This window comes from Halomonas sp. DN3 (genome assembly GCF_024137905.1).
GTDB classification, from domain to species: domain Bacteria; phylum Pseudomonadota; class Gammaproteobacteria; order Pseudomonadales; family Halomonadaceae; genus Halomonas; species Halomonas litopenaei.
Map to the genome: position 1 here is coordinate 2,137,055 of NZ_CP099965.1, position 18,725 is coordinate 2,155,779.

The 18,725-nt window shown below is 65.8% G+C and carries 14 protein-coding genes; 6 read left to right on the forward strand and 8 right to left on the reverse strand.

Annotated elements, in window-relative coordinates:
* Nucleotides 1–7 precede the first annotated feature (7 nt).
* The 6 genes from NKF27_RS09255 to NKF27_RS09280 all read right to left on the reverse strand — a co-directional run bounded on the left by NKF27_RS09255 (nucleotide 8) and on the right by NKF27_RS09280 (nucleotide 7,257).
* Complete coding sequence (locus tag NKF27_RS09255) at nucleotides 8–1,237, reverse strand: MFS transporter (protein ID WP_253556203.1); 1,230 nt, start codon at nucleotides 1,235–1,237, stop codon at nucleotides 8–10.
* 82 nt (nucleotides 1,238–1,319) lie between these two features.
* Nucleotides 1,320–1,820, reverse strand: coding sequence for a hypothetical protein (locus tag NKF27_RS09260; protein ID WP_253556205.1), 501 nt, complete (start codon nucleotides 1,818–1,820; stop codon nucleotides 1,320–1,322).
* Nucleotides 1,821–1,915: 95 nt separating this feature from the next.
* Nucleotides 1,916–3,262: a DEAD/DEAH box helicase gene (locus NKF27_RS09265; protein WP_253556207.1), complete on the reverse strand. Its 1,347-nt coding sequence runs from the start codon at nucleotides 3,260–3,262 to the stop codon at nucleotides 1,916–1,918.
* 218 nt (nucleotides 3,263–3,480) lie between these two features.
* The gene (locus NKF27_RS09270; protein ID WP_253556208.1) at nucleotides 3,481–4,062 is read right to left on the reverse strand and encodes a membrane integrity-associated transporter subunit PqiC; all 582 of its coding nucleotides are present in this window, start codon (nucleotides 4,060–4,062) and stop codon (nucleotides 3,481–3,483) included.
* An 82-nt stretch (nucleotides 4,063–4,144) separates the two neighbouring features.
* Nucleotides 4,145–5,833 carry an intermembrane transport protein PqiB gene (pqiB, locus tag NKF27_RS09275; RefSeq protein ID WP_253556209.1) on the reverse strand — a complete coding sequence of 563 codons (1,689 nt, stop codon included), beginning with the start codon at nucleotides 5,831–5,833 and terminating at the stop codon, nucleotides 4,145–4,147.
* Nucleotides 5,830–7,257 carry a paraquat-inducible protein A gene (locus NKF27_RS09280; RefSeq protein WP_253556443.1) on the reverse strand — a complete coding sequence of 476 codons (1,428 nt, stop codon included), beginning with the start codon at nucleotides 7,255–7,257 and terminating at the stop codon, nucleotides 5,830–5,832. The genes pqiB and NKF27_RS09280 overlap by 4 nt, the downstream gene beginning before the upstream one ends.
* A 194-nt stretch (nucleotides 7,258–7,451) precedes the next feature.
* On the opposite strand from NKF27_RS09280, the gene NKF27_RS09285 reads away from it, so the two are divergent.
* The 6 genes from NKF27_RS09285 (at nucleotide 7,452) to NKF27_RS09310 (ending at nucleotide 15,774) form a co-directional block, all read left to right on the forward strand.
* Entirely contained in the window at nucleotides 7,452–8,441 is a 990-nt protein-coding gene (locus NKF27_RS09285; protein WP_253556210.1) for a calcium/sodium antiporter, read from the forward strand.
* 311 nt (nucleotides 8,442–8,752) lie between these two features.
* Complete coding sequence (locus NKF27_RS09290; RefSeq protein WP_253556211.1) at nucleotides 8,753–10,162, forward strand: cytochrome ubiquinol oxidase subunit I; 1,410 nt, start codon at nucleotides 8,753–8,755, stop codon at nucleotides 10,160–10,162.
* Between the two features lie 4 nt (nucleotides 10,163–10,166).
* On the forward strand, nucleotides 10,167–11,165 hold the full coding sequence (cydB, locus tag NKF27_RS09295) for a cytochrome d ubiquinol oxidase subunit II (protein ID WP_253556212.1): 999 nt from the start codon (nucleotides 10,167–10,169) through the stop codon (nucleotides 11,163–11,165).
* Nucleotides 11,166–11,280: 115 nt separating this feature from the next.
* The gene (cydD, locus tag NKF27_RS09300) at nucleotides 11,281–12,945 is read left to right on the forward strand and encodes a thiol reductant ABC exporter subunit CydD (RefSeq protein WP_301271193.1); all 1,665 of its coding nucleotides are present in this window, start codon (nucleotides 11,281–11,283) and stop codon (nucleotides 12,943–12,945) included.
* Nucleotides 12,929–14,731, forward strand: a complete 1,803-nt coding sequence (gene cydC, locus NKF27_RS09305; RefSeq protein WP_253556214.1) for a thiol reductant ABC exporter subunit CydC — start codon at nucleotides 12,929–12,931, stop codon at nucleotides 14,729–14,731. The genes cydD and cydC overlap by 17 nt, the downstream gene beginning before the upstream one ends.
* Before the next feature lie 47 nt (nucleotides 14,732–14,778).
* Nucleotides 14,779–15,774, forward strand: a complete 996-nt coding sequence (locus NKF27_RS09310) for an adenosine deaminase (protein ID WP_253556215.1) — start codon at nucleotides 14,779–14,781, stop codon at nucleotides 15,772–15,774.
* A gap of 154 nt (nucleotides 15,775–15,928) precedes the next feature.
* Here NKF27_RS09310 and NKF27_RS09315 read toward each other — a convergent pair whose 3' ends face one another.
* Complete coding sequence (locus NKF27_RS09315) at nucleotides 15,929–16,891, reverse strand: cytochrome-c peroxidase (protein ID WP_253556216.1); 963 nt, start codon at nucleotides 16,889–16,891, stop codon at nucleotides 15,929–15,931.
* A gap of 647 nt (nucleotides 16,892–17,538) precedes the next feature.
* A complete protein-coding gene (locus NKF27_RS09320) occupies nucleotides 17,539–18,585 on the reverse strand; it encodes a rhodanese-related sulfurtransferase (protein ID WP_108447844.1) in 1,047 nt (348 codons plus the stop codon).
* Between the last annotated feature and the right edge of the window lie 140 nt (nucleotides 18,586–18,725).

Here is an 18,725-nt window from a genome sequence, read left to right on the forward strand (position 1 = left end):
GACAGTATCAGCGTGAGCCTCGGCGAGGCGCGCAGCGGGTGATGACATTATCGTCGGCATCGAAGCAGAGCTGACGCTGACGACCGGCGAACCAGGCGAAGCTGGCGGCGGCCGCGGCGATCCCCATCAACAGCCAGGCGATGGCGGTGATCGGTGCCTGCAGGTCGAGCATGATACCGACGCTCAAGGGGCCCAGGGCGGCCAGGGCATAGCCGCCACCCTGGGCCAGTCCGGACAGTCGGCCGGCCAGACGCGAATCGGCGCTGCGCAGCACGATCAGGGTCAGCGCCAGGGAGAAGTTGCCGCCCTGGCCGAGTCCCAGCAGCAGTGCGCCGAGGTAGCGCAGGGAGGTGTCGGCCATCAACAGGATCCACAGGCCGCTGGCGGTGCTGGCGAGTACCAGCAGCAGCGCCGGGCGTTGATCGCGACCAAAGCGGGCCAGCCAGGGAGCCAGCAGCGCAGAAATCAGCTGGACCATCACCGACATGCCCATCAACAGGCCGGCCTCGGCCTCGCCGATGCCCCGCTGCATCAACAGCGTCGGCAGCCAGCCGAAGACGATGTAGGCCAGCGACGACTGGGTGCCCATCAATAGCGCCACCTGCCAGGCCAGTGGTTGGCGCAGCAGGCCACGGGTCATGCCTGTGCCGGGATCGCCTGCCATCCGCGGGGTAGCGGCGGTGCGCGGCATGTAGAGCTCCCAGGCGATCAGCGCCGCCACGGCCAGCAATGACCAGGCCGCCAGACTGCGGGTCCAGTCACCCAGCAGGTCGCTCAGAGGAATCGCCAGGCCGGCGCCCAGGGCGCCGCCCAGGCACAGGGCCATGGTGTAGACCCCGGTCATCAGGTCGGCGCCCCGGGGCAGCTCCCGCTTGACCAGCGCCGGTAGCAGGGCACCCGACACACCGATACCGGCGCCCACCAGCAGGGTGCCGGCGTAGAGTGCCAGGGGGCTGCCCAGCCAGCGCAGCAGTAGACCGGCGGTGATGACCACAAGACCCAGCGACAAGGCGCGCTCCGGGCCGTACTGGCGCGACAGGCGAGGCGCCAGCGGAGCGAATAGCCCCAGGCACAGCACCGGCAGGGTGGTCAGGGCACCGATGGCGCTGGGGGACAGGCCGGTATCCTGCTGCACACGGGCGAGCAGGGGGGCGAGCGAAGAGAGTGCCGGTCTCAGGTTGAGGCCGACCAGTACCATCAGCACCAGAAAGCGCCAGGGCAGGGACGAGACCTTCATCGGGGGCTCCAGCGGCTGGACCACCACAGCGGGGAAGGCGCGCCGCCGGAGGCGCAGGCCCCGCGGACGGCGGCCTGTACGGTTATTTCAGGAAGCGACGTAGATCGCCACGCACCTGGTCATTGAAGGTCAGGAACTGGCTGTGGCGATCGCCGTCGACGCCGTCGATGCGCACAGCGGTGGCCATGCCCTTGTCGACCAGCAGTTGATCGTAGATCTCCAGGGTGATCTTTTCGACCGGAGTATCACCGGGAGCGCACTGGCCATTCTCCAGGCGGAAGGTCTCCAGCAGGCTGGCGCGTACGCGAGTGGCACCGCCTTCGGCCAGCACGCGACGTACGAACATCCAGCCTTCACAGGTCAGCGCCACGCCGTCATGGTCGCGCAGGTAGAGGGTGCGATAGCAGGCCCCCTGCTCGGCGCCTTTCTCTGCCATGCTGCGGTAGGCCTCGGTCATGCGCGCGGCACTGACCCTTGCCTCGTCGATCTTGGCCTGGGCGCCGCGATGCTCGGTGTCGAGTTGCGCCTGCTTCTGGAAGGCCCGGAAGCGGCGATATTCCTTGATCAGTTCTGGAGATGCCATATCGCTGTCCTGCTGAGATGGAAGGGGGCGGCAAGTCGCCCCCTGGATTGCTCTTGTCCCGCCGCTCGGGGCGTTGCCTGAGCCGAGGCTCGCGCTTATGCCTGTCCCTGGCGGTTGCCCTGGCCGGAGCGCCTGCGCCTGCGACGTGCAGGCTGCTCGCCATTGCCGTTGCGGGCATTGCCGCCGCCACCGCCGCCGTCACCACGTCGTCCGTTGCCGCGCTGGGAGCTGTTGTTGCCACCCTGGCTGCGGCGTTGACCACCACCGCGCTTGTTGCGGCCGTTCTCGATGGGTTCCGGCTTGGCGTTGGGGTCGGGCTCGAAGCCCGGTTCGATGCGCTTCTCGAGGTCACGCTTGATCATGCGCTCGATGTTCTTCAGAAGGCCATGCTCATCGACGCACACCAGCGAGATGGCCTGGCCTTCGTTGCCGGCACGACCGGTACGACCGATGCGGTGGACGTAGTCCTCGGCGACGTTGGGCAGCTCGAAGTTGACCACGTGGGGCAGCTCATCGATGTCGAGACCACGGGCGGCGATGTCGGTAGCCACCAGAACCTGCAGCTCGCCGGACTTGAACGCCGCCAGGGCGCGGGTGCGCGCGGACTGGCTCTTGTTGCCGTGGATCGCCATGGCGGAGATGTCGCGCTTGTCGAGGTGCTCGGCCAGGCGGTTGGCGCCGTGCTTGGTGCGGGTGAACACCAGCACCTGGAACCAGCGCTGGCTGGTGATCAGGTGTGACAGCAGCTCGCGCTTGCGCTCGCGGTCCACTCGGTAGACGGCCTGGTCGACGGTCTCGGCGGTAGTGTTGCGGCGTGCGACCTCGATCATTTCCGGGCGGTCGAGCAGCTTGTCGGCCAGCGCCTGAATCTCGCTGGAGAAGGTCGCCGAGAACAGCAGGTTCTGACGCTTCTCGGGCAACAGCTTCAGCACACGGCGGATGTCGTGGATAAAGCCCATGTCGAGCATGCGGTCGGCTTCGTCGAGTACCAGGATCTCGACGCTCGACAGATCCACGTGGCCCTGCTGGTGCAGGTCGAGCAGGCGGCCAGGCGTTGCCACCAGCACATCGAGACCGGGCCGCAGGGCGTCGATCTGGGGCTGCTGGCCGACGCCACCGAAGATCACGTGGTGACGCAGCGACAGGTGCTGACCGTAGTCGCGCACGCTCTCGCCGACCTGGGCGGCGAGTTCACGGGTGGGCGTGAGCACCAGGGCACGGACCTGGCGCTTGGAGGGGCGAGGGCCATCGGCCAGGCGCTGCAGCATCGGCAGGGTAAAGCCCGCTGTCTTGCCGGTGCCGGTCTGGGCACTGGCCAGCAGGTCGCCACCCTTGAGTACCGCGGGGATGGCCTGACGCTGAATCGGAGTCGGGGTGTCATAGCCTTGCGCCGTGACGGCGCGAAGCAATTCGGCACGCAGGCCGAGATCGGAAAAACTCATGCAAACTCCAGCACGCACGCACTCGCTGGACGCCACCGTTCTGATGGCGTCGGTCCCGGACAAGGCGTGGGGAAAAATTCGGTGACCGCTCTAGCGGGGGACCCCCGTCACCGTTGCGGGCATGATGCCAGATTTGCCGGCCCGGCGCATCGGCGGGGGTGAAAAGAAGTCGGGCCGGCAGAACCTTGATGAGGGGTGGGGAGGCGTTGTCGAGACGCTCAGGGAGCGACGCGGACCCGGGCGGCGATATCATCGGCCACCTGATCCCAGGTGCGCCCCAGCGCCCGTACCAGTGCCGAATAGCCGTCGCTGTCCAGCGACTCGGTGGCCTCGAAGCTGTCGCTGTCCACCACCTGGCGCTGGTCGTCACGCAGCAGCCACTGTCCCGAGGCCACGGCGTAGCCGTCGTAATGTCCCTGGAAGCGGTCGACGCTCAACTCCAGGGTCAAGGCGTTGCCGCTGTCGCCGGACAGCAGCACCCGGCGTCCAGGCAGTCTGGCCTCAAGCCGGTCGCGCAGGCCGCGTTCGAGTTGCTGTGCCAGCGGTGCCGCCCATTGGTGGGACTTGGCCTCGTTCAGCGAGATGTCATCGAGCTGAAGGACGATGCCTTCGGCCTCGAGGTAGTTGGCGAGCCTGGGCGTGGACACCAGCAGCGGGGTATCGTCGGCGCTGGGGACCCGGGCGTCGCTGCTGCCTGCATCCGGGGGCAGCACATAGTGGTTCATGGGGGCGGTGCCGCTGGCGCAGCCGCCCAGCCACAGCGCCAGCAGGGGAACACACAGGCGATGTATCGGCCTCATGGAGAACTCCTTTCCGGTGAGGTCAGTGTTGTCGATGCTTCCGTCTCACCCGCCCGAGTCCACAGACTCAGGCGGGTGGCGATCAGCGTGGTGCCCGCGGAATCGGGTCCTCGGTCTGGATGCTGTCGAACAGCAGCGCGCGGGGATCGTCGCTGATCTTGCGAGCGGCCGGCTGCAGGTCACGCACCAGACGTTCGACCTCGTTCAGCGTGCGGGTCAGGTCCTGATAGACGCTGGATTCCGGCGACAGCCCGTCGAGGGTGCGGCGCAGCTCGACCAGGGTCTGGTTGAGGTTGCCGGGCAAGCCCTGGGTCTCGGGGTTGTCGAGCAGGCTGTTCATGCTCTGCACCAGCGAGCGGGCCTGGGTCAGCATGGCCTCGGAGACCTGAAGATTTCGGTCGAGTCCCGACAGGATAGGCTCGATCTCGAGGCGGTTGAGCTTGTCGAGCAGGGCGGTGACCTGGGCCTGGATCTGGGCAAGGCCAGCCGAGGCGGTGGGGAACACCGGACGGTCGGCGAAGGTCTCGGCCAGATACTGGCCCTGCAACTCTTCGTCGATCTTGAGGTCGACGAACAGCGCCCCGGTCAGCAGGCTGCCGCTCTTGAGGGTCGCGCGCAGGCCGCGTTCGAACAGGCGGTCGAAGCGCTCGCGCCATTCCTGCAGATCCAGTTCGTTGGCGCCGATGCCCAGACGCTGAGGTTCGATGCGGATCAGTACCGGGATGGCCAGCTTGTCGCGGTTTTCCGGCTGCGGTGAGGTGAAGTTCCAGGGGACGGCTGCCACGGTGCCGATACGCACGCCACGGAATTCCACCGGGGCCCCGCGAGACAGGCCGCGCACCGTGTCCTCATTGAGCAGCACGTACTCGAGATAGCGATTGAAGGTACCCTGGCGGGCGGCTTCCTCATCGGCATAGAGTTCGTAGCTGGCGTCCTCATCCGCCTCCTTGCCGGCGGGGACATCGTCGGGCACACCAAAGGTGACGCCGCCGCCGAGCAGCGCTTCCAGCGACTCGACCTGCACCTGGAAGCCGTCGGAGCCGAAGCGCACGTCGATGCCGCTGGTGGCCCAGAAACGGGTGTTCTCGGTGACCAGGCTATCGTAGGGGCTCTCGATGAAGATGCGGTGGTGCATGCTCTGGGTGGAGACATCGAAGTCGGCCTCCTCGACCCGCCCGACACTGACCCCCTGGAAGGTGACGGCGTCGCCCACACTGAGCGAGTTGCCGACCTGGCTGACCAGGTTGAGGCGCAGCCCCTGGGCGCCGGGTGGCGCGACCGGGGGCTGGTCGCTGACGTCGAATTCCCGGGCATCCACCTCGCTGCGGCCCGGCTCGAGCTGGATATAGGCACCGGACAGAACAGTGCCGAGTCCACTGATACCCTCGCGCCCTATGCGCGGCTTGACCACCCAGAAATGGGTGTCCTCGACCAGCATCTTCTCGGCCTGGGGCTCCATCTGAGCGGTGATCTCTACGCCGGAAAGATCGTCGCTGAGCGCTACCGAGGTGACCTTGCCGACTTCCACGTTACGGGTCTTGATCAAGGTCTTGCCGGCCTCGATGCCATCGGCGGATGGCAGATGCAGGGCGATCTGGGGGCCACGGCTGGCATAGTTGTCGTAGACCAGCCAGGCGCCGATCAGCAGTGCCACGAAGGGCACGATCCACACCGGCGACAGCCGTTTCTGCTGGGTCGGCGCGGCGCGGTGCATGTCCTTGTCGGACGGCGCTGGCGGGTTGTCGGGGTGGCGCTTATCGGCGTCACTCATGATGTGCTTCCTTGTTCATCCGGCGCAGTGCGATGGGGTGAAGGGGCGGCGTCGGACGCCAGGCCCGAGTGGTCGCCGTAGCGGTCTTCGTGCGACCCGTCATCATCCCCGGAGTCCATCGGGTTGCAGGGATCCTCGCTGCCGTCCCACAGCAGGCGAGGGTCAAAACTCATGGCCGCCAGCATGGTGATGATCACCACACCACCGAAGGCCAGCGCAGCGGGGCCAGGATCGATCGACATCAGCGCGCCGGCGCGGATCAGGGCAACCAGGATGGCCACCACGAAGACGTCGACCATCGACCAGCGTCCGATCAGCTCGGTCAATCGGTACAGGCGAGCCCGCACCACCGAGCGCATGCCCGGTGCCCGCGGCGCCACCAGGCACAGCCAGATCAGCGCCAGCAGCTTGCCGATGGGCACGATGACGCTGGCCACGAAGATCACCAGTGCCACCGGCCAGGAACCGTGGCTGGCCAGGTAGATGACACCGCCAATGATGGTCTGCGGGTCCGAGCTGCCGAGGCTGGTGGTATACATGATGGGATAGACATTGGCGGGGATATAGAGCACTGCGGCGGTGAACAGCAATGCCCAGGTGGTCTGCAGGCTGCGCGGCCGGCGGGCGTGCAGCTTCTCGCTGCAGCGTACGCAACGGCCATGGCCCTCGCTGTCCAGGCAGTTGATCAGGCCGCAGGTGGGGCAGCCAGTGAGCCCCTGGGAGGCAGCGGTTTCGCCGGTGCGTGTGCCCTCCGGTGCCAGCGGCTCGCCGCTGAGCGAGAACCACAGCCAGTCCTTGTCCAATGACAGGGTCGTCGCCAGCAGCAGGATGGCGTAGGCGATAAAGGCCCAGAACGACGGACCGAGGGAAATTTCGGCAAGTCCCGCCACCTTGATCAGCGCCACCATGGTGCCGACGATAAAGACGTCGGCCATCAGCCATGGGGCGATATGGGAAAGTCCACGGGCCAGGGTACGGCTATAGGGCAGCCGACGAGGCAGCATCAGACTGAGCTGCAGCCACACCACCGTCAGCAGATAGATTGCCGGCAACACGATGATCGACATCATGACCACCATGGCGACGATGGGCTGATGGTGTTCGAGCATCTGGGTGGCGGTCTGGGCCACTTCTATCTCGTTGCCGACGCCACGCGTGCTGAACCCGATAAACGGAAAGGACAGCGCCAGCCCCAGTGCCACCAGCGACGCCAGCGCCAGGGCAAGACTGCGCTGGGCGGGAAAGGCGTGGCGCTTGACCAGGTCGTGACCACAGCGGACACAGTCCGCTTCTTCACCAGGGCGCAGCGGTGGCAGCGCCATGATCCAGTCGCACTCGTGACAGGCGCGCAGACGCCGGCGCGACCTGATGCGCACCTCGGGGGGAGGATGCTGGGTGACGGAGGCGTTGCGGATCCGTTCCAGGGGGCCACGTACGGGGGTCGACACAGTGGTAGGTGAACTCCGGCCTTGAAAGAGGATTCTGTTTGTCTGCTTTTCGTCGCGAATCAGGCGCTGATGGCTTAACAAGCTGATCCTGCGAATTAAATAGTGTGGCACGTTGACGTGGGTGACACCATAGACAAAGATGCGACCGAAATCATGGGTGAGGAGTTGACATGTTGCTTCCCGTTTTGGCGGTTCTGGGTGGCCTGGTAGTGCTGGTGTGGAGCGCCGAGCGCTTTGTCGAGGGCGCCGCGGCCACCGCAGCGCGATTGGGACTGTCGCCCTTGCTGGTGGGCATGCTGGTCATCGGCTTCGGTACCTCGGCGCCGGAATTGACGGTGTCGGCGCTGTCTGCGGCACAGGGCAACCCGGGGCTGGCACTCGGTAACGCCTATGGCTCGAATATCGCCAACATCGGCCTGATTCTGGGGCTGGTGGCGCTGATTTCCCCCCTGGCGGTGCATTCATCGGTGATTCGGCGCGAATTGCCGGTACTCGGCGCCGCCACCCTGGTGTCGGCGTTGATGATGTGGGGCGGACTTGTCTCCCGCCTCGAGGGGGCGCTGCTGCTGCTGGCGCTGCTGGTGTTCATGGTGGCAAGCGTGATCCAGAGCCGGCGCGAGGAAGCCGCCGCCAGGGCGGACGCCCTGGCCACCGATACGGTACAGGAACTCGATGCTCACCCCATGTCACTGGGCAAGGGGATCTTCCTCACTCTGCTGGGCCTGGCGCTGCTGGTCGTCAGTTCCCGGTTGCTGGTGTGGGGCGCGGTGGATATCGCCCAGGGGCTCGGGGTGTCCGACGTCATCATCGGCCTGACCGTGGTCGCCATCGGCACCTCGCTGCCGGAACTGGCCTCGTCCATCAGCGCCCTGCGTCGCAAGGAGCATGATCTGGTGCTGGGCAACGTGGTCGGCTCCAACCTGTTCAATACCCTGGGGGTGGTGGGGCTGGCCGCCGTCATCGCGCCGATCGAGGCCGGACGTGAGGTGCTGCTGCGGGACTGGTCGCTGATGACGGCCATGACCCTGATGATGGCGGTGTTCGCACTGGGCAGGAAGGGCCGGGCGGGGCGCATCAATCGGCTCGAGGGTGGCGTTCTGGTCACCGTCTACCTGGCTTACACCGCCTATCTGGTATCGCTGGTGCTGGGGCAGGCGTGAGCTGGCGCCCGACTACTGTGCCATTGTTACGGCGAAGGCAAGGCCGGGTGGCGGACAAGCGGGTAGGTGATCGGCCATGGATGCGTGCGACAATTGGCCATGGGACAGAGGCCGGCGGGACCTCTATGCTGGGGGCAAGCGGAATCAGATATGCATGATTGTGCATACTATAGTGGGTAGACAGAGCGGCTGAGCAAGGCTGCGCTCTATCGACTCTTTTCCGCTCGGGTTCGATGCTGTCCTGCTTCGGTCGGGTTGTGCTCCTGAGGCAGGGCGGTGCCGTCGGTCATCCCTGCCTCGAGGAGTCGCTCATGGAACTGGATCCCGTGCTTCTGTCACGTATACAGTTCGCCTTCGTCGTATCCTTCCACGCCATCTTCCCCGTCTTTACCATAGGGCTGGCGTCCTATGTCGCTGTCCTGCATGGACTTTTTTACAAGACCGGCAATCCCGCCTGGGATCGACTGGCCGCCTTCTGGGTCAAGGTCTTCGCCGTGGTCTTCGGCATGGGCGTGGTCTCCGGGATCGTCATGGCCTTCCAGTTCGGAACCAACTGGAGCAACTTCAGTCAGGCGACGTCCAATTTCCTCGGCCCCATGCTGAGCTATGAAGTGGTAACCGCCTTCTTCCTGGAAGCCGGCTTCCTCGGGGTGCTGCTGTTTGGACGTGGCAAGGTGGCCGAGGGGGTTCACCTGTTCGCCGCCATCATGGTCGCGGTGGGCACCTTCATCTCGGCCTTCTGGATCCTGTCCACCAATAGCTGGATGCAGACCCCCGCCGGGGTGGAAATGATCGATGGCCACTTCAGCGTCACCAGTTGGGGCGAGGCCATGTTCAATGCCTCCTTCCCTTATCGCTTTGCCCACATGGCGCTGGCTTCCTTCCTGACCGGCGGCTTCGTGGTGGCCGGCGTCAGCGCCTGGTATCTGCTGATCGGTCGCGACGTCGAGGCCAACCGCAAGGCCCTGTCCATGTGCATGTGGCTGTTGCTGGTGCTGGCGCCGGTACAGGCGGTGGTCGGCGACGCCCATGGTCTCAATACGCTTGAGCATCAGCCGACCAAGGTGGCGGCGATGGAGGCCAACTGGGAAACCCAGTCCGGGGTGCCGCTGCTGTTGTTCGCCTGGCCGGACAAGGAGGCCCAGGAAAATCACTTCGAGATCGGCATTCCGCGCCTGGCCAGCCTGATCCTGACCCATGACCTGGATGGCGAGGTGCCCGGGCTCAAGGAGGTCCCGGTAGAGGAGCAACCACCGGTGTGGTTCGTGTTCTGGTCATTCCGCGCCATGGTCGGCATGGGCATGCTGATGATCGCGGTGGCCTTCACCGGCCTGTGGTTGCGCCGTGGCGGTCGTCTGTACAAGAGTCGTCCCTTCCTGCAGACGCTGAGGCTGATGAGTGTGGCGCCCTTTATCGCGGTGCTGGGCGGCTGGTTCGTCACCGAAGCGGGCCGCGCGCCCTGGCTGGTGTACGGCATGATGACCCAGGGCGAGGCGGTGACGCCGTCGCTCAGTGGCTGGATGGTGCTCGCCACCCTGATCGGCTATGTGCTGGTCTACGCGGTGGTGTTCCTGACCGGGGGCTACTACCTCACCCGGGTGGTGCGCCAGGGCATGCTGGCCGAGGTGCCCCACGACGACGAGGTCGAGACGGCCAAGCGCCCGCTGTCCGCCGCCCACGCCACCCTCGAGGCCGACGCCGGCCGCCAGTTCGGGAGCTGATGACATGGAATTGATCAATCTTTCTGCCATCTGGGCGCTGATCATCGGGTTCGGCGTGATGATGTACATCCTGATGGATGGCTTCGATCTCGGGGTGGGTATCCTCTACCCCTTCGCCCCGGACGAGCACGCCCGGGACGTCATGATGAACTCAGTAGCGCCGATATGGGACGGCAACGAGACCTGGCTGGTACTCGGCGGGGCGGGACTGCTGGCGGCCTTTCCGCTGGTCTACACCATCCTGCTGCCGGCGCTCTATCTTGGGGTCTTCCTGATGTTGGCCGGCCTGATCTTCCGTGGCATCGCCTTCGAGTTCCGCTTCAAGTCGGTACGTAATCGCCACTGGTGGAACCGTGCCTTCTGCTGGGGCTCGATGGTCGCCACCTTCTGTCAGGGGGTCGTGGTCGGCGCCTACATCGAGGGCTTCGAGGTCACCAACAATGTCTACGTGGGCGGTCCTTTCGACTGGCTGACGCCTTTCACCGTGATCACTGGCCTTGCGCTGATGGCGGGCTATGCGCTGCTGGGGGCGACCTGGACGATTCTGAAGTCCGAGGGGCACGTGCAGGAATGGGCCTACCGCATCACACCCAGGCTGCTGGGACTGGTGCTGGCGGGCTTTGCCGTGATCAGTATCTGGACGCCGTTCGTCGACGAGTTCGTGCGTGAGCGCTGGTTCGGCCACCTGACACTGTTCTGGGTGTTCCCGGCACTGGCGTTGCTGTGCGCCGCCATGGTGTGGCGTTCGGTGGCCCGTCGCCGCGAGGGCCAGCCGTTCGTGGCTACCCTGGGACTGTTCTTCTTCACCTACCTGGGGCTGGTGGCCAGCAAGTGGCCCTACCTGATCCCGCCGGACATCACCCTGTGGGACGCCGCCTCGGCTCCGGAGAGCCAGCTGTTTCTGCTGCTCGGGGTGCTGTTCGTGATCCCGGTGGTACTGGGTTACACCGCCTGGTCCTACTGGGTGTTCCGCGGCAAGGTAAGAGGGGGCGGCTATCACTAAGTCGTCTGGTGCTGAGTCGCCTCGTTCTGAGTCGCCTCGTTCTGAGTCGTCTCGCGGCGAGGCCACCAGGGCGCGGCTGTGGCTCGACCAGCACACCGGGGCTCAGCGTCGTCCGCTGACCCTGGCCGCGGCCTTCGCGGTGCTGGCAGGACTCGCGGGTGTGGTCCAATGGGTACTGCTGGCCAAGGTGCTGGTACTGGCGATCGAGGGTGACCGTTCCCTGAGCCAGCTATGGCCCTGGCTTGTCTCTCTACTGGGGCTTCTGGCGCTGCGTGCCGGGGCTGGCTTTGCTCAGGAGTGTCTGGCCCAGCGAGCCAGCCAGCGCCTTCGCCGCGCGGTACGCCACGAGTTGCTCGAGCATCTGTTTGCGCTGGGACCGGTGCGTGCCGGTCGCCATCACAGTGCCGGGCTGGCCCATCGCCTTGTCGAGCAGGTCGAGGCACTGGACGGCTACACCTCACGTTTCTGGGTCCAGCTTCGGGTGGTGATGGTGGTGCCGCTGGTCATCTTCGCCATCATCGCCTGGCACAACTGGCTGGCGGCGCTGCTGCTGGCGATCACCGCGCCGCTGATTCCCTTGTTCATGGCGCTGGTGGGCATGGGTGCCGAATCGCTCAATCGCGACCAGTTCGCGGCGGTGACGCGACTGTCCGGGCACTTCGTCGATCGGGTGCGTGGCATCGCCACCATTCGACTGTTCGGTGCCGGCGACAGGGTCACCGACGAGGTTGCCCAGGTCGCCGACGACTATCGCCGGCGCACCCTGAAGCCCTTGCGGCTGGCCTTTCTGTCATCGGCAGTGCTCGAATTCTTCTCCTCGGTGGCGATTGCGGCGCTGGCCATCTACATCGGCTTTGGCCTGCTCGGGGACCTGCCGCTGAAGGTGGCCGATTCGCTGACGCTGGCCAGTGGCCTGACCATCCTGCTGCTGGCCCCGGAGTTCTTTCAGCCGCTGCGCACACTGTCCCAGCACTACCACGACCGTGCCTCGGCGCTGGCCGCCGCCCAGGCCCTGACGGAACTGCTCGATGAACCCATCGATCCTTCGCGAGTGTCGCCCGTCTCGGCGCCTGGCACTGCGGAAAGTCCCGCTTCTTCAGTGTTGTCCGGTGGCCAGCTTGCGCGGCTCGAAGGCGCCTGCCTGGATCACCCTGGGCGTGGCCGCGTGCTGGGTCCGCTGGACTTCCGGGTGGAGGCCGGTGAAGTGGTGGTGATCAGCGGCCCATCGGGTGCCGGCAAGTCGAGCCTGCTGGCGATGCTGGCGGGGTTTGTCGGGCCTGGCGAAGGGATGCGCCAATCGGCACCGGGCATCGCCTTCGCCTGGATGGACCAGCGCCCGCTGCTGATCCAGGGCAGCCTCGCCGACAATCTTCGCCTGACGGCGCCGAACGCTGGCGATGACGACCTGCGCACTGCGCTCGAGCAGGCGGGGCTTGGGACGCTGGTCGCGGCTCTGCCCGAGGGACTCGATACCCGGATCGGCGAAAATGGCCTGGGCCTGTCCGGCGGCCAGGCCCAGCGCCTGGCGCTGGCGCGGGTGTTCCTGAGTGATGCCGCGCTGGTCCTGCTGGACGAGCCGACGGCGAGTCTGGATCGAGAGACCGAAGCGGTACTGATTGGCGGCTTTCGGCGTCTGGCCGGCCAGGGCCGGGCGCTGGTCATCGCCAGCCATCACCCGGCCATCCTGGCGATGGGGGACCGGCGTGTGGAGCTGCTCGATGGGCGAGTCACCGCGAGTGGAAGAGAACAGCAAGAGGTGGCCGATGGCGTCGTCGACTGAGCGCACGGATACGGGATTCGCTGCGGGGATTGCCAGTCTGCGTCCGTGGATCGAGGTGCATGCGTCGTTTCGTCGGCGCCTGGTGCTTGGCGTGGTGCTGATGGTGCTGACCGCGCTGTCGGCGCTGGGGCTGCTGGCGGTGTCGGGTTGGTTCATCACCGCCAGCGCCCTGACCGGCGCGGCCTTGGCCGCGGGTATGGCGGCTACCCTGGACGTCTACACCCCCGGGGCGGGCATTCGTCTGTTTGCGGTGTCCCGCACCGTGTCACGCTACGTCGAACGCCTCTACAACCACGACACCATCCTGCGACTGCTGGCTCGCCTGAGGGCGCGCTGCTTCTCGGGCCTGGTGGCGATGGACGGCGCCAGCCTCGGGGCAAGGCGATCCGGCGACTGGCTCAACCGTCTGACCGCCGATATCGATACCCTGGACGCGCTTTACCTGCGGCTGCTGGCGCCGGCGGCGATGGCGCTGGTGCTGGGGGCGGCACTGGTAGCGTTGGTGGCGGTGTGGCTGCCCCAGGCCGCGCTGGTGCTGGGCGTCTTGCTGCTGTTCGGCTGGAGCTGGCTGACCCTCGGACAGGCCCGCCTGGGTCTTGCGGCCTGTCGTCGCCGTGTCGCCGGGCTGGAGCGACTGCGCTCGGCAATCATCGAAACCCTTGGCGGTCTGAGTGAACTCGAATCCTACGGCGCATTGGCGCGCCGCCGTGGCGAGCTTGAAGCCCTCGAGGACGAGCTGCTGGCGGCTCAGTGGCGACTGTCACTGATCACCGGGTTTGGCAATGTCCTGACAACGCTGGTGATGGGGGGCGCCTGGTGGCTTGTGTTGATCGGTGGCCTCGCCGCCTTCGGTGGCGGCCAGATTGGCGCCGCCGTGCTGGTGATGCTGCCGTTGGCCTCGCTGGCCCTGGCCGAGGGGTTGGCAAGCCTGCCTGCCGCCTTCACCCAGGCCGGCGCGAGCCTCGCCGCCGCCGAGCGGCTCAATGCCATCGACCGGCAGCGTGCAGCGCCTGCAAACGTCTCAGACACCACCCGAGCTGTTGCAGTGCACGCTGCGCCTCGAAGCGGGACCGCCGAGTGTGGAGGGCTGGAGGTCTGTGCTACGTCGCTGAGTTTTCGTTATCCGCGGGCGCTCGATCAGGCGCTGTCGCCCCTGAGCTTCCGGCTGGCGCCAGGGGAAAGGGCCGCGATCTGTGGCCCCTCCGGCAGTGGCAAGTCGACGCTGCTGGCGCTGCTTGCCGGGGAGCTGCGAGGCCACCAGGGTCGCTTGACTCTGGACGGCCAAGTGGTGGAAGCCCTGGACCCGCAGTGGTTGAGCAGCCAAGTGGGCTGTCTGACCCAGCGGGTGGAGCTGTTTGACGCAAGCCTTGCCGAGAATCTGCGTCTGGGCGCCCCCGAGGCGAGCCCGGAGCGGCTGTGGCAGGCGCTTGTTGCGGTAGACCTGGCCGACTGGGCGCAGGGTCTGCCCGCTGGGCTCGAGACACGCGTGGGGGAAGGGGGGCGACAGCTTTCCGGCGGCCAGGCGCGACGTCTGGGCCTGGCGCGTCTGTGGCTGACCGATCCCGCCCTGGTAGTGCTCGATGAGCCTTTTGCCTCGCTGGATGCGGCCACCGCGCGGCGGGTGGCCGAGGGCATCGGCCCCTGGCTGGCCGGACGCACGGTGCTGATGCTGGTGCACCATCATGATCCCGACTCGCCGTCGCCCGGCATGGAGCACATCCCCAGGGTCATCGAGATGGCGGCCGGAACGCCATGGCAAGCCCGGGGCGAATGCGTCACCATGTGAAAGATGACACCTGATTTCTACGGTTCGAAGCCACAGGGCCAGACACCATGACCGACGACTTTCTGACCCGCCTGCCCAAGGCGGAACTGCATCTGCACATCGAGGGTACGCTGGAGCCGGAGCTGATGTTTGCGCTGGCCGAGCGTAACGGGGTCAGCCTGCCTTACGCCGATATCGAGGCGGCGCGACAGGCTTACGACTTCAGCGACCTGCAGTCCTTTCTCGATCTCTACTATCAGGGCATGAGCGTGCTGGTCCGCGCCCGGGACTTCGAGGACCTGGCGATGGACTACTTCCGGCGCGCCGCCGCCGAGGGGGTAGTGCATATCGAGATGCACGTGGACCCCCAGGCCCACCTGTCCCGTGGCGTGGCGCTGTCCGAGGTGATGGAGGGCCTGACGGCCGCCTGTGCCAAGGCTCGCTCCGAGCTGGATATTTCCACCGCCATGATCCTCGCCTTTCTGCGTGATCAGCCCGCCGCCGATGCCATGCAGCTGCTCGAGGACAGCACGCCCTGGCATGACCACTTCAGTGCCGTGGGGCTGGACAGCGCTGAGCGAGGCAATCCGCCGAGCAAGTTCCAGGAGGTCTTTGCCCGGGCGCGGGAGCTGGGCCTTGAACGCGTGGCCCACGCAGGAGAGGAGGGGCCACCGAGCTATATCCGTGAGGCGCTGGATGAGCTTCAGGTGTGTCGCATCGACCATGGCGTAAGGGCGATCGAGGACGTCGAGCTGATGGAGCGGCTGGCCGACGAAGGCACCGTGCTGACGGTGTGTCCGCTGTCCAATGTGCGCCTGAAAGTGGTGGAACGGCTCGAGGATCACGGCCTGCCGACGCTGATCGACGCAGGACTGGTGGTAACCATCAACTCCGATGACCCGGCCTACTTCGGCGGTGGCATGCGCGACAACTTCGCCGCCTGTCAGCAGGCCTTCGGCTGGTCCAACGAGACCCTCAAGTGGCTGGCCGGCAACGCCATCGAGGCGGCCTTCATGGATGAGGACAGGAGGCAGGCGCTGAGACAGCGGCTGGTGGAATCCTAGGGCTTGTCTGAAAACTGCCTGACGCCGGGACTGGCTCATCAAGCGCCGCCTTGCCCCTTGTCGGGGAGGCGGCGCTGGCGTTTGCAGGGGTTGTTGGTGTCAGTCCTGAAACGAAGCCGATGCCGGGCTGGCCCGGGGCTGGATCAGGGCTGGATCAGGGCAGAGCAGGCACCGTGACCACTGGCTGCTCTCCTGTCAGGGCATGCAGGAAGCTGACCAGCCGTTCAACGGTGGCATCATCAAGCTCTCGCTTGAGCATCTGCTCGGCCATGATGGGCACGACGTCTTCAAGCGTCTCGGCCGAGCCGTCGTGAAAGTAGGGGTAGGTCAGGGCGACGTTGCGCAGTGAGGCCGTCCTGAAGGCCTGTCGATCGCTTTCCTCGTTGGTGACCGCGAAGCGCCCGAGATCATCCGATCCCGGCACCTGAATCGGGTGGAACAGGCTGTCGCTGAAGTTGGCGCCGCGGTGACAGCTGATGCACCCGATGTCCACGAAGTCCTTCATGCCTGCCTTCTGCTGGTCGGTCAGAGCTTCCTCGTCACCCAGCAGGTAGCGATCCAGCGGGGCGTTCGGCGTATTCAGCGTGCGCTCGAAACTGGCGATGGCGTCGGCCAGGTTGCCGGAGGACAGCGGAGCCTCGTCGGCGGGAAATGCCGTCTGGAACAGTTCGGAATATCCCTCGACGGCGGAAAGGCGGGCAAGGGCGCCGTCCAGGTCGTGGGCCATCTCGATGCTGTTCTGGATGGGGCCTAGTGCCTGGCCTTCCAGATCGGGTTCACGGCCGTCCCAGAACTGTGAGCCAAGAAAACCCGAGTTGAGCACGGTGGGGGAGTTGCGTTCTCCCACCTGGCCATCGTGGCCGACCGCCGTCGGCAGCCGGTCCGTCCAGGCCAGAGCCGGGTTGTGACAGGAAGCGCAGCTGATGTTGCTGCTCTTCGACAGCCGGGGTTCGAAGAACAGCATCTTGCCAAGCGCTACCTTCTCAGCGGTGAGGCTGTTGTCGGCGGGGATGGGGGGAAGCGAGGGCAGAGGGGTGAAATACTGCCGATAGTCCTGTTGCTCGTCGGATTCGGCGCTGGATTTTGTTGCCGCTGGATATTGGGAGGCGACGGCCATGCTGCAGGCCAGAAAAGTGCCAGTCAAAAAAGTGCCGGTCAAAAAAGTGCCAGTCAATAAAGTGCAGGCAAGAGCAGGGGGACGGTTGTCGGGCCAAGGTCGCATGATGTGTTCTCTTCGTTACGTCACGGTATGCCGTCTGGGCGGGCGACCTGGGGCTGCCGTTTTTCGGCGAACGGCATGGGGTAAACCAGTATCGGCACAGGTCGACGACGAATCCCGATGCCAAGGCGTGCTTGTTGTCACCAGATGGCACTGTGGCTTGCCCGCGCTGGTATTAGTAATAGGTGATCTTGTGTGTGCAGCGGCCGCTTTTCAGGCAATGGGTGGTGTGGAAAGTTGTTAAGGCATGATGTCGAGGCGAAAGCGTCGGAATTTGAGGTGTTTTCGGCGTGATCGCCGACCGAGGCGAGGAAGCGATTGAACAGGCCGACGCCGTTTCTTTCAGTGCACCTGGGGGCGGTTCGGCGCGCCCTTCGCTACCGGCGAAGTGCTCGGTGACACGCAAAAGAGGCGCCCGTCTCTGGTAGAAAGCCCAGGGCGCCTCTTGTTTGGTCTGGCGGGTGGTGTTGCTGATGTTGTGGCTGGAGGGCTGGCGTGCATGAGCCGGCGTGCATCAACGGGCGTGCAACACCAGAAGCCGTGTATCAGCCCTGTTGGCGATTGGCCTCGCGCGCCGCTTCCCTGGCGCGTCGCTTGGCCTCGCGACGCTCTTCCATGCGTGCCACCGCGTCGGCGCCCAGGTGGGCTTCGCCGCGCTCCCGGGCGAGGCGCATCTGGCGCTCGCGCTCGGCGAAGCGGGCCTTCTGCTCGTCGCTCAGACGGTCGTAGCAGCGCGGGCAACAGACGCCTTTCTCGTAGTACTCGCTCTGCTTGTCCTGCTCGGTGATCGGCATGCGGCAGGCGTGGCACTGGTCATAGCGTCCGGGCTTGAGGTCATGGTCGACGGTGACCCTGTCGTCGAACACGAAGCACTCGCCACGCCACAGGGTCTTGTCCCTCGGTACGTCCTCCAGGTACTTCAGGATGCCGCCCTTTAGGTGGTAGACGTCCTCGAATCCCTGCTCCTTGAGGTAGGCGGTGGACTTCTCGCAACGGATGCCGCCGGTGCAGAACATCGCTACCTTCTTGTGGCGACTCGGGTCCAGGGTCTTCTTCACGTACTCGGGGAAGTCGCGAAAGGCGCTGGTGGCCGGATTGACCGCGCCCTCGAAGGTGCCGACCTCGACCTCGTAGTCGTTGCGGGTGTCGATCAGCAGCACCTCGGGGTCCTGGATCAGGTCGTTCCAGTCCTTGGGGTCCACGTAGGTGCCGACGGTATGGCGCGGGTCGATGCCCTCGACGCCCATGGTCACGATCTCGCGCTTGAGCTTGACCTTGGTACGCATAAAGGGCGCACGACGGGTCAGTGACTCCTTGGTGTCGAGCTCGGCCAGGCGTGGGTCGGCGCGCAGCCAGGCGAGCACCGCGTCGATGCCCTGGCGGGTGCCGGCGACGGTGCCATTGATGCCTTCACGGGCCAGCAGCAGCGTGCCGCGCACCTGATGCTCGAGCAGGGTGTCGAGCAGCGGCTCGCGCAGCGCCTCGTAGTCGTCGAGGGTGACGAACTTGTAAAGCGCGCACACCACCAGGGTGTCTGGACCAGAAGTGGCGGTTTCGGTGGCTGTGTCAGGGGGTGAGGTATCGTGACTCATGGTTGTCCTCGTGCGAGCCGGAGCGTAAATCCGGAGCAGCGTTGGCAGCGTGTGGTATTCAAGGCGCGCATTCTAGCGCACTCGCCGAGGAATTTCCCGGCCAGCCATCACCCAGTGCAAGCGCCGGTCGCCGGCGCCTG

Excerpts from the sequence above, each read along its gene's own strand:
- NKF27_RS09255 (WP_253556203.1), bottom strand. The coding sequence starts at position 1,237 with ATGAAGGTCTCGTCCCTGCCCTGGCGCTTTCTGGTGCTGATGGTACTG.
- NKF27_RS09260 (WP_253556205.1), bottom strand. The coding sequence starts at position 1,820 with ATGGCATCTCCAGAACTGATCAAGGAATATCGCCGCTTCCGGGCCTTC.
- NKF27_RS09265 (WP_253556207.1), bottom strand. The coding sequence starts at position 3,262 with ATGAGTTTTTCCGATCTCGGCCTGCGTGCCGAATTGCTTCGCGCCGTC.
- NKF27_RS09270 (WP_253556208.1), bottom strand. The coding sequence starts at position 4,062 with ATGAGGCCGATACATCGCCTGTGTGTTCCCCTGCTGGCGCTGTGGCTG.
- pqiB (WP_253556209.1), bottom strand. The coding sequence starts at position 5,833 with ATGAGTGACGCCGATAAGCGCCACCCCGACAACCCGCCAGCGCCGTCC.
- NKF27_RS09285 (WP_253556210.1), top strand. The coding sequence starts at position 7,452 with ATGTTGCTTCCCGTTTTGGCGGTTCTGGGTGGCCTGGTAGTGCTGGTG.
- NKF27_RS09290 (WP_253556211.1), top strand. The coding sequence starts at position 8,753 with ATGGAACTGGATCCCGTGCTTCTGTCACGTATACAGTTCGCCTTCGTC.
- cydB (WP_253556212.1), top strand. The coding sequence starts at position 10,167 with ATGGAATTGATCAATCTTTCTGCCATCTGGGCGCTGATCATCGGGTTC.
- cydC (WP_253556214.1), top strand. The coding sequence starts at position 12,929 with ATGGCGTCGTCGACTGAGCGCACGGATACGGGATTCGCTGCGGGGATT.
- NKF27_RS09310 (WP_253556215.1), top strand. The coding sequence starts at position 14,779 with ATGACCGACGACTTTCTGACCCGCCTGCCCAAGGCGGAACTGCATCTG.
- NKF27_RS09315 (WP_253556216.1), bottom strand. The coding sequence starts at position 16,891 with ATGGCCGTCGCCTCCCAATATCCAGCGGCAACAAAATCCAGCGCCGAA.
- NKF27_RS09320 (WP_108447844.1), bottom strand. The coding sequence starts at position 18,585 with ATGAGTCACGATACCTCACCCCCTGACACAGCCACCGAAACCGCCACT.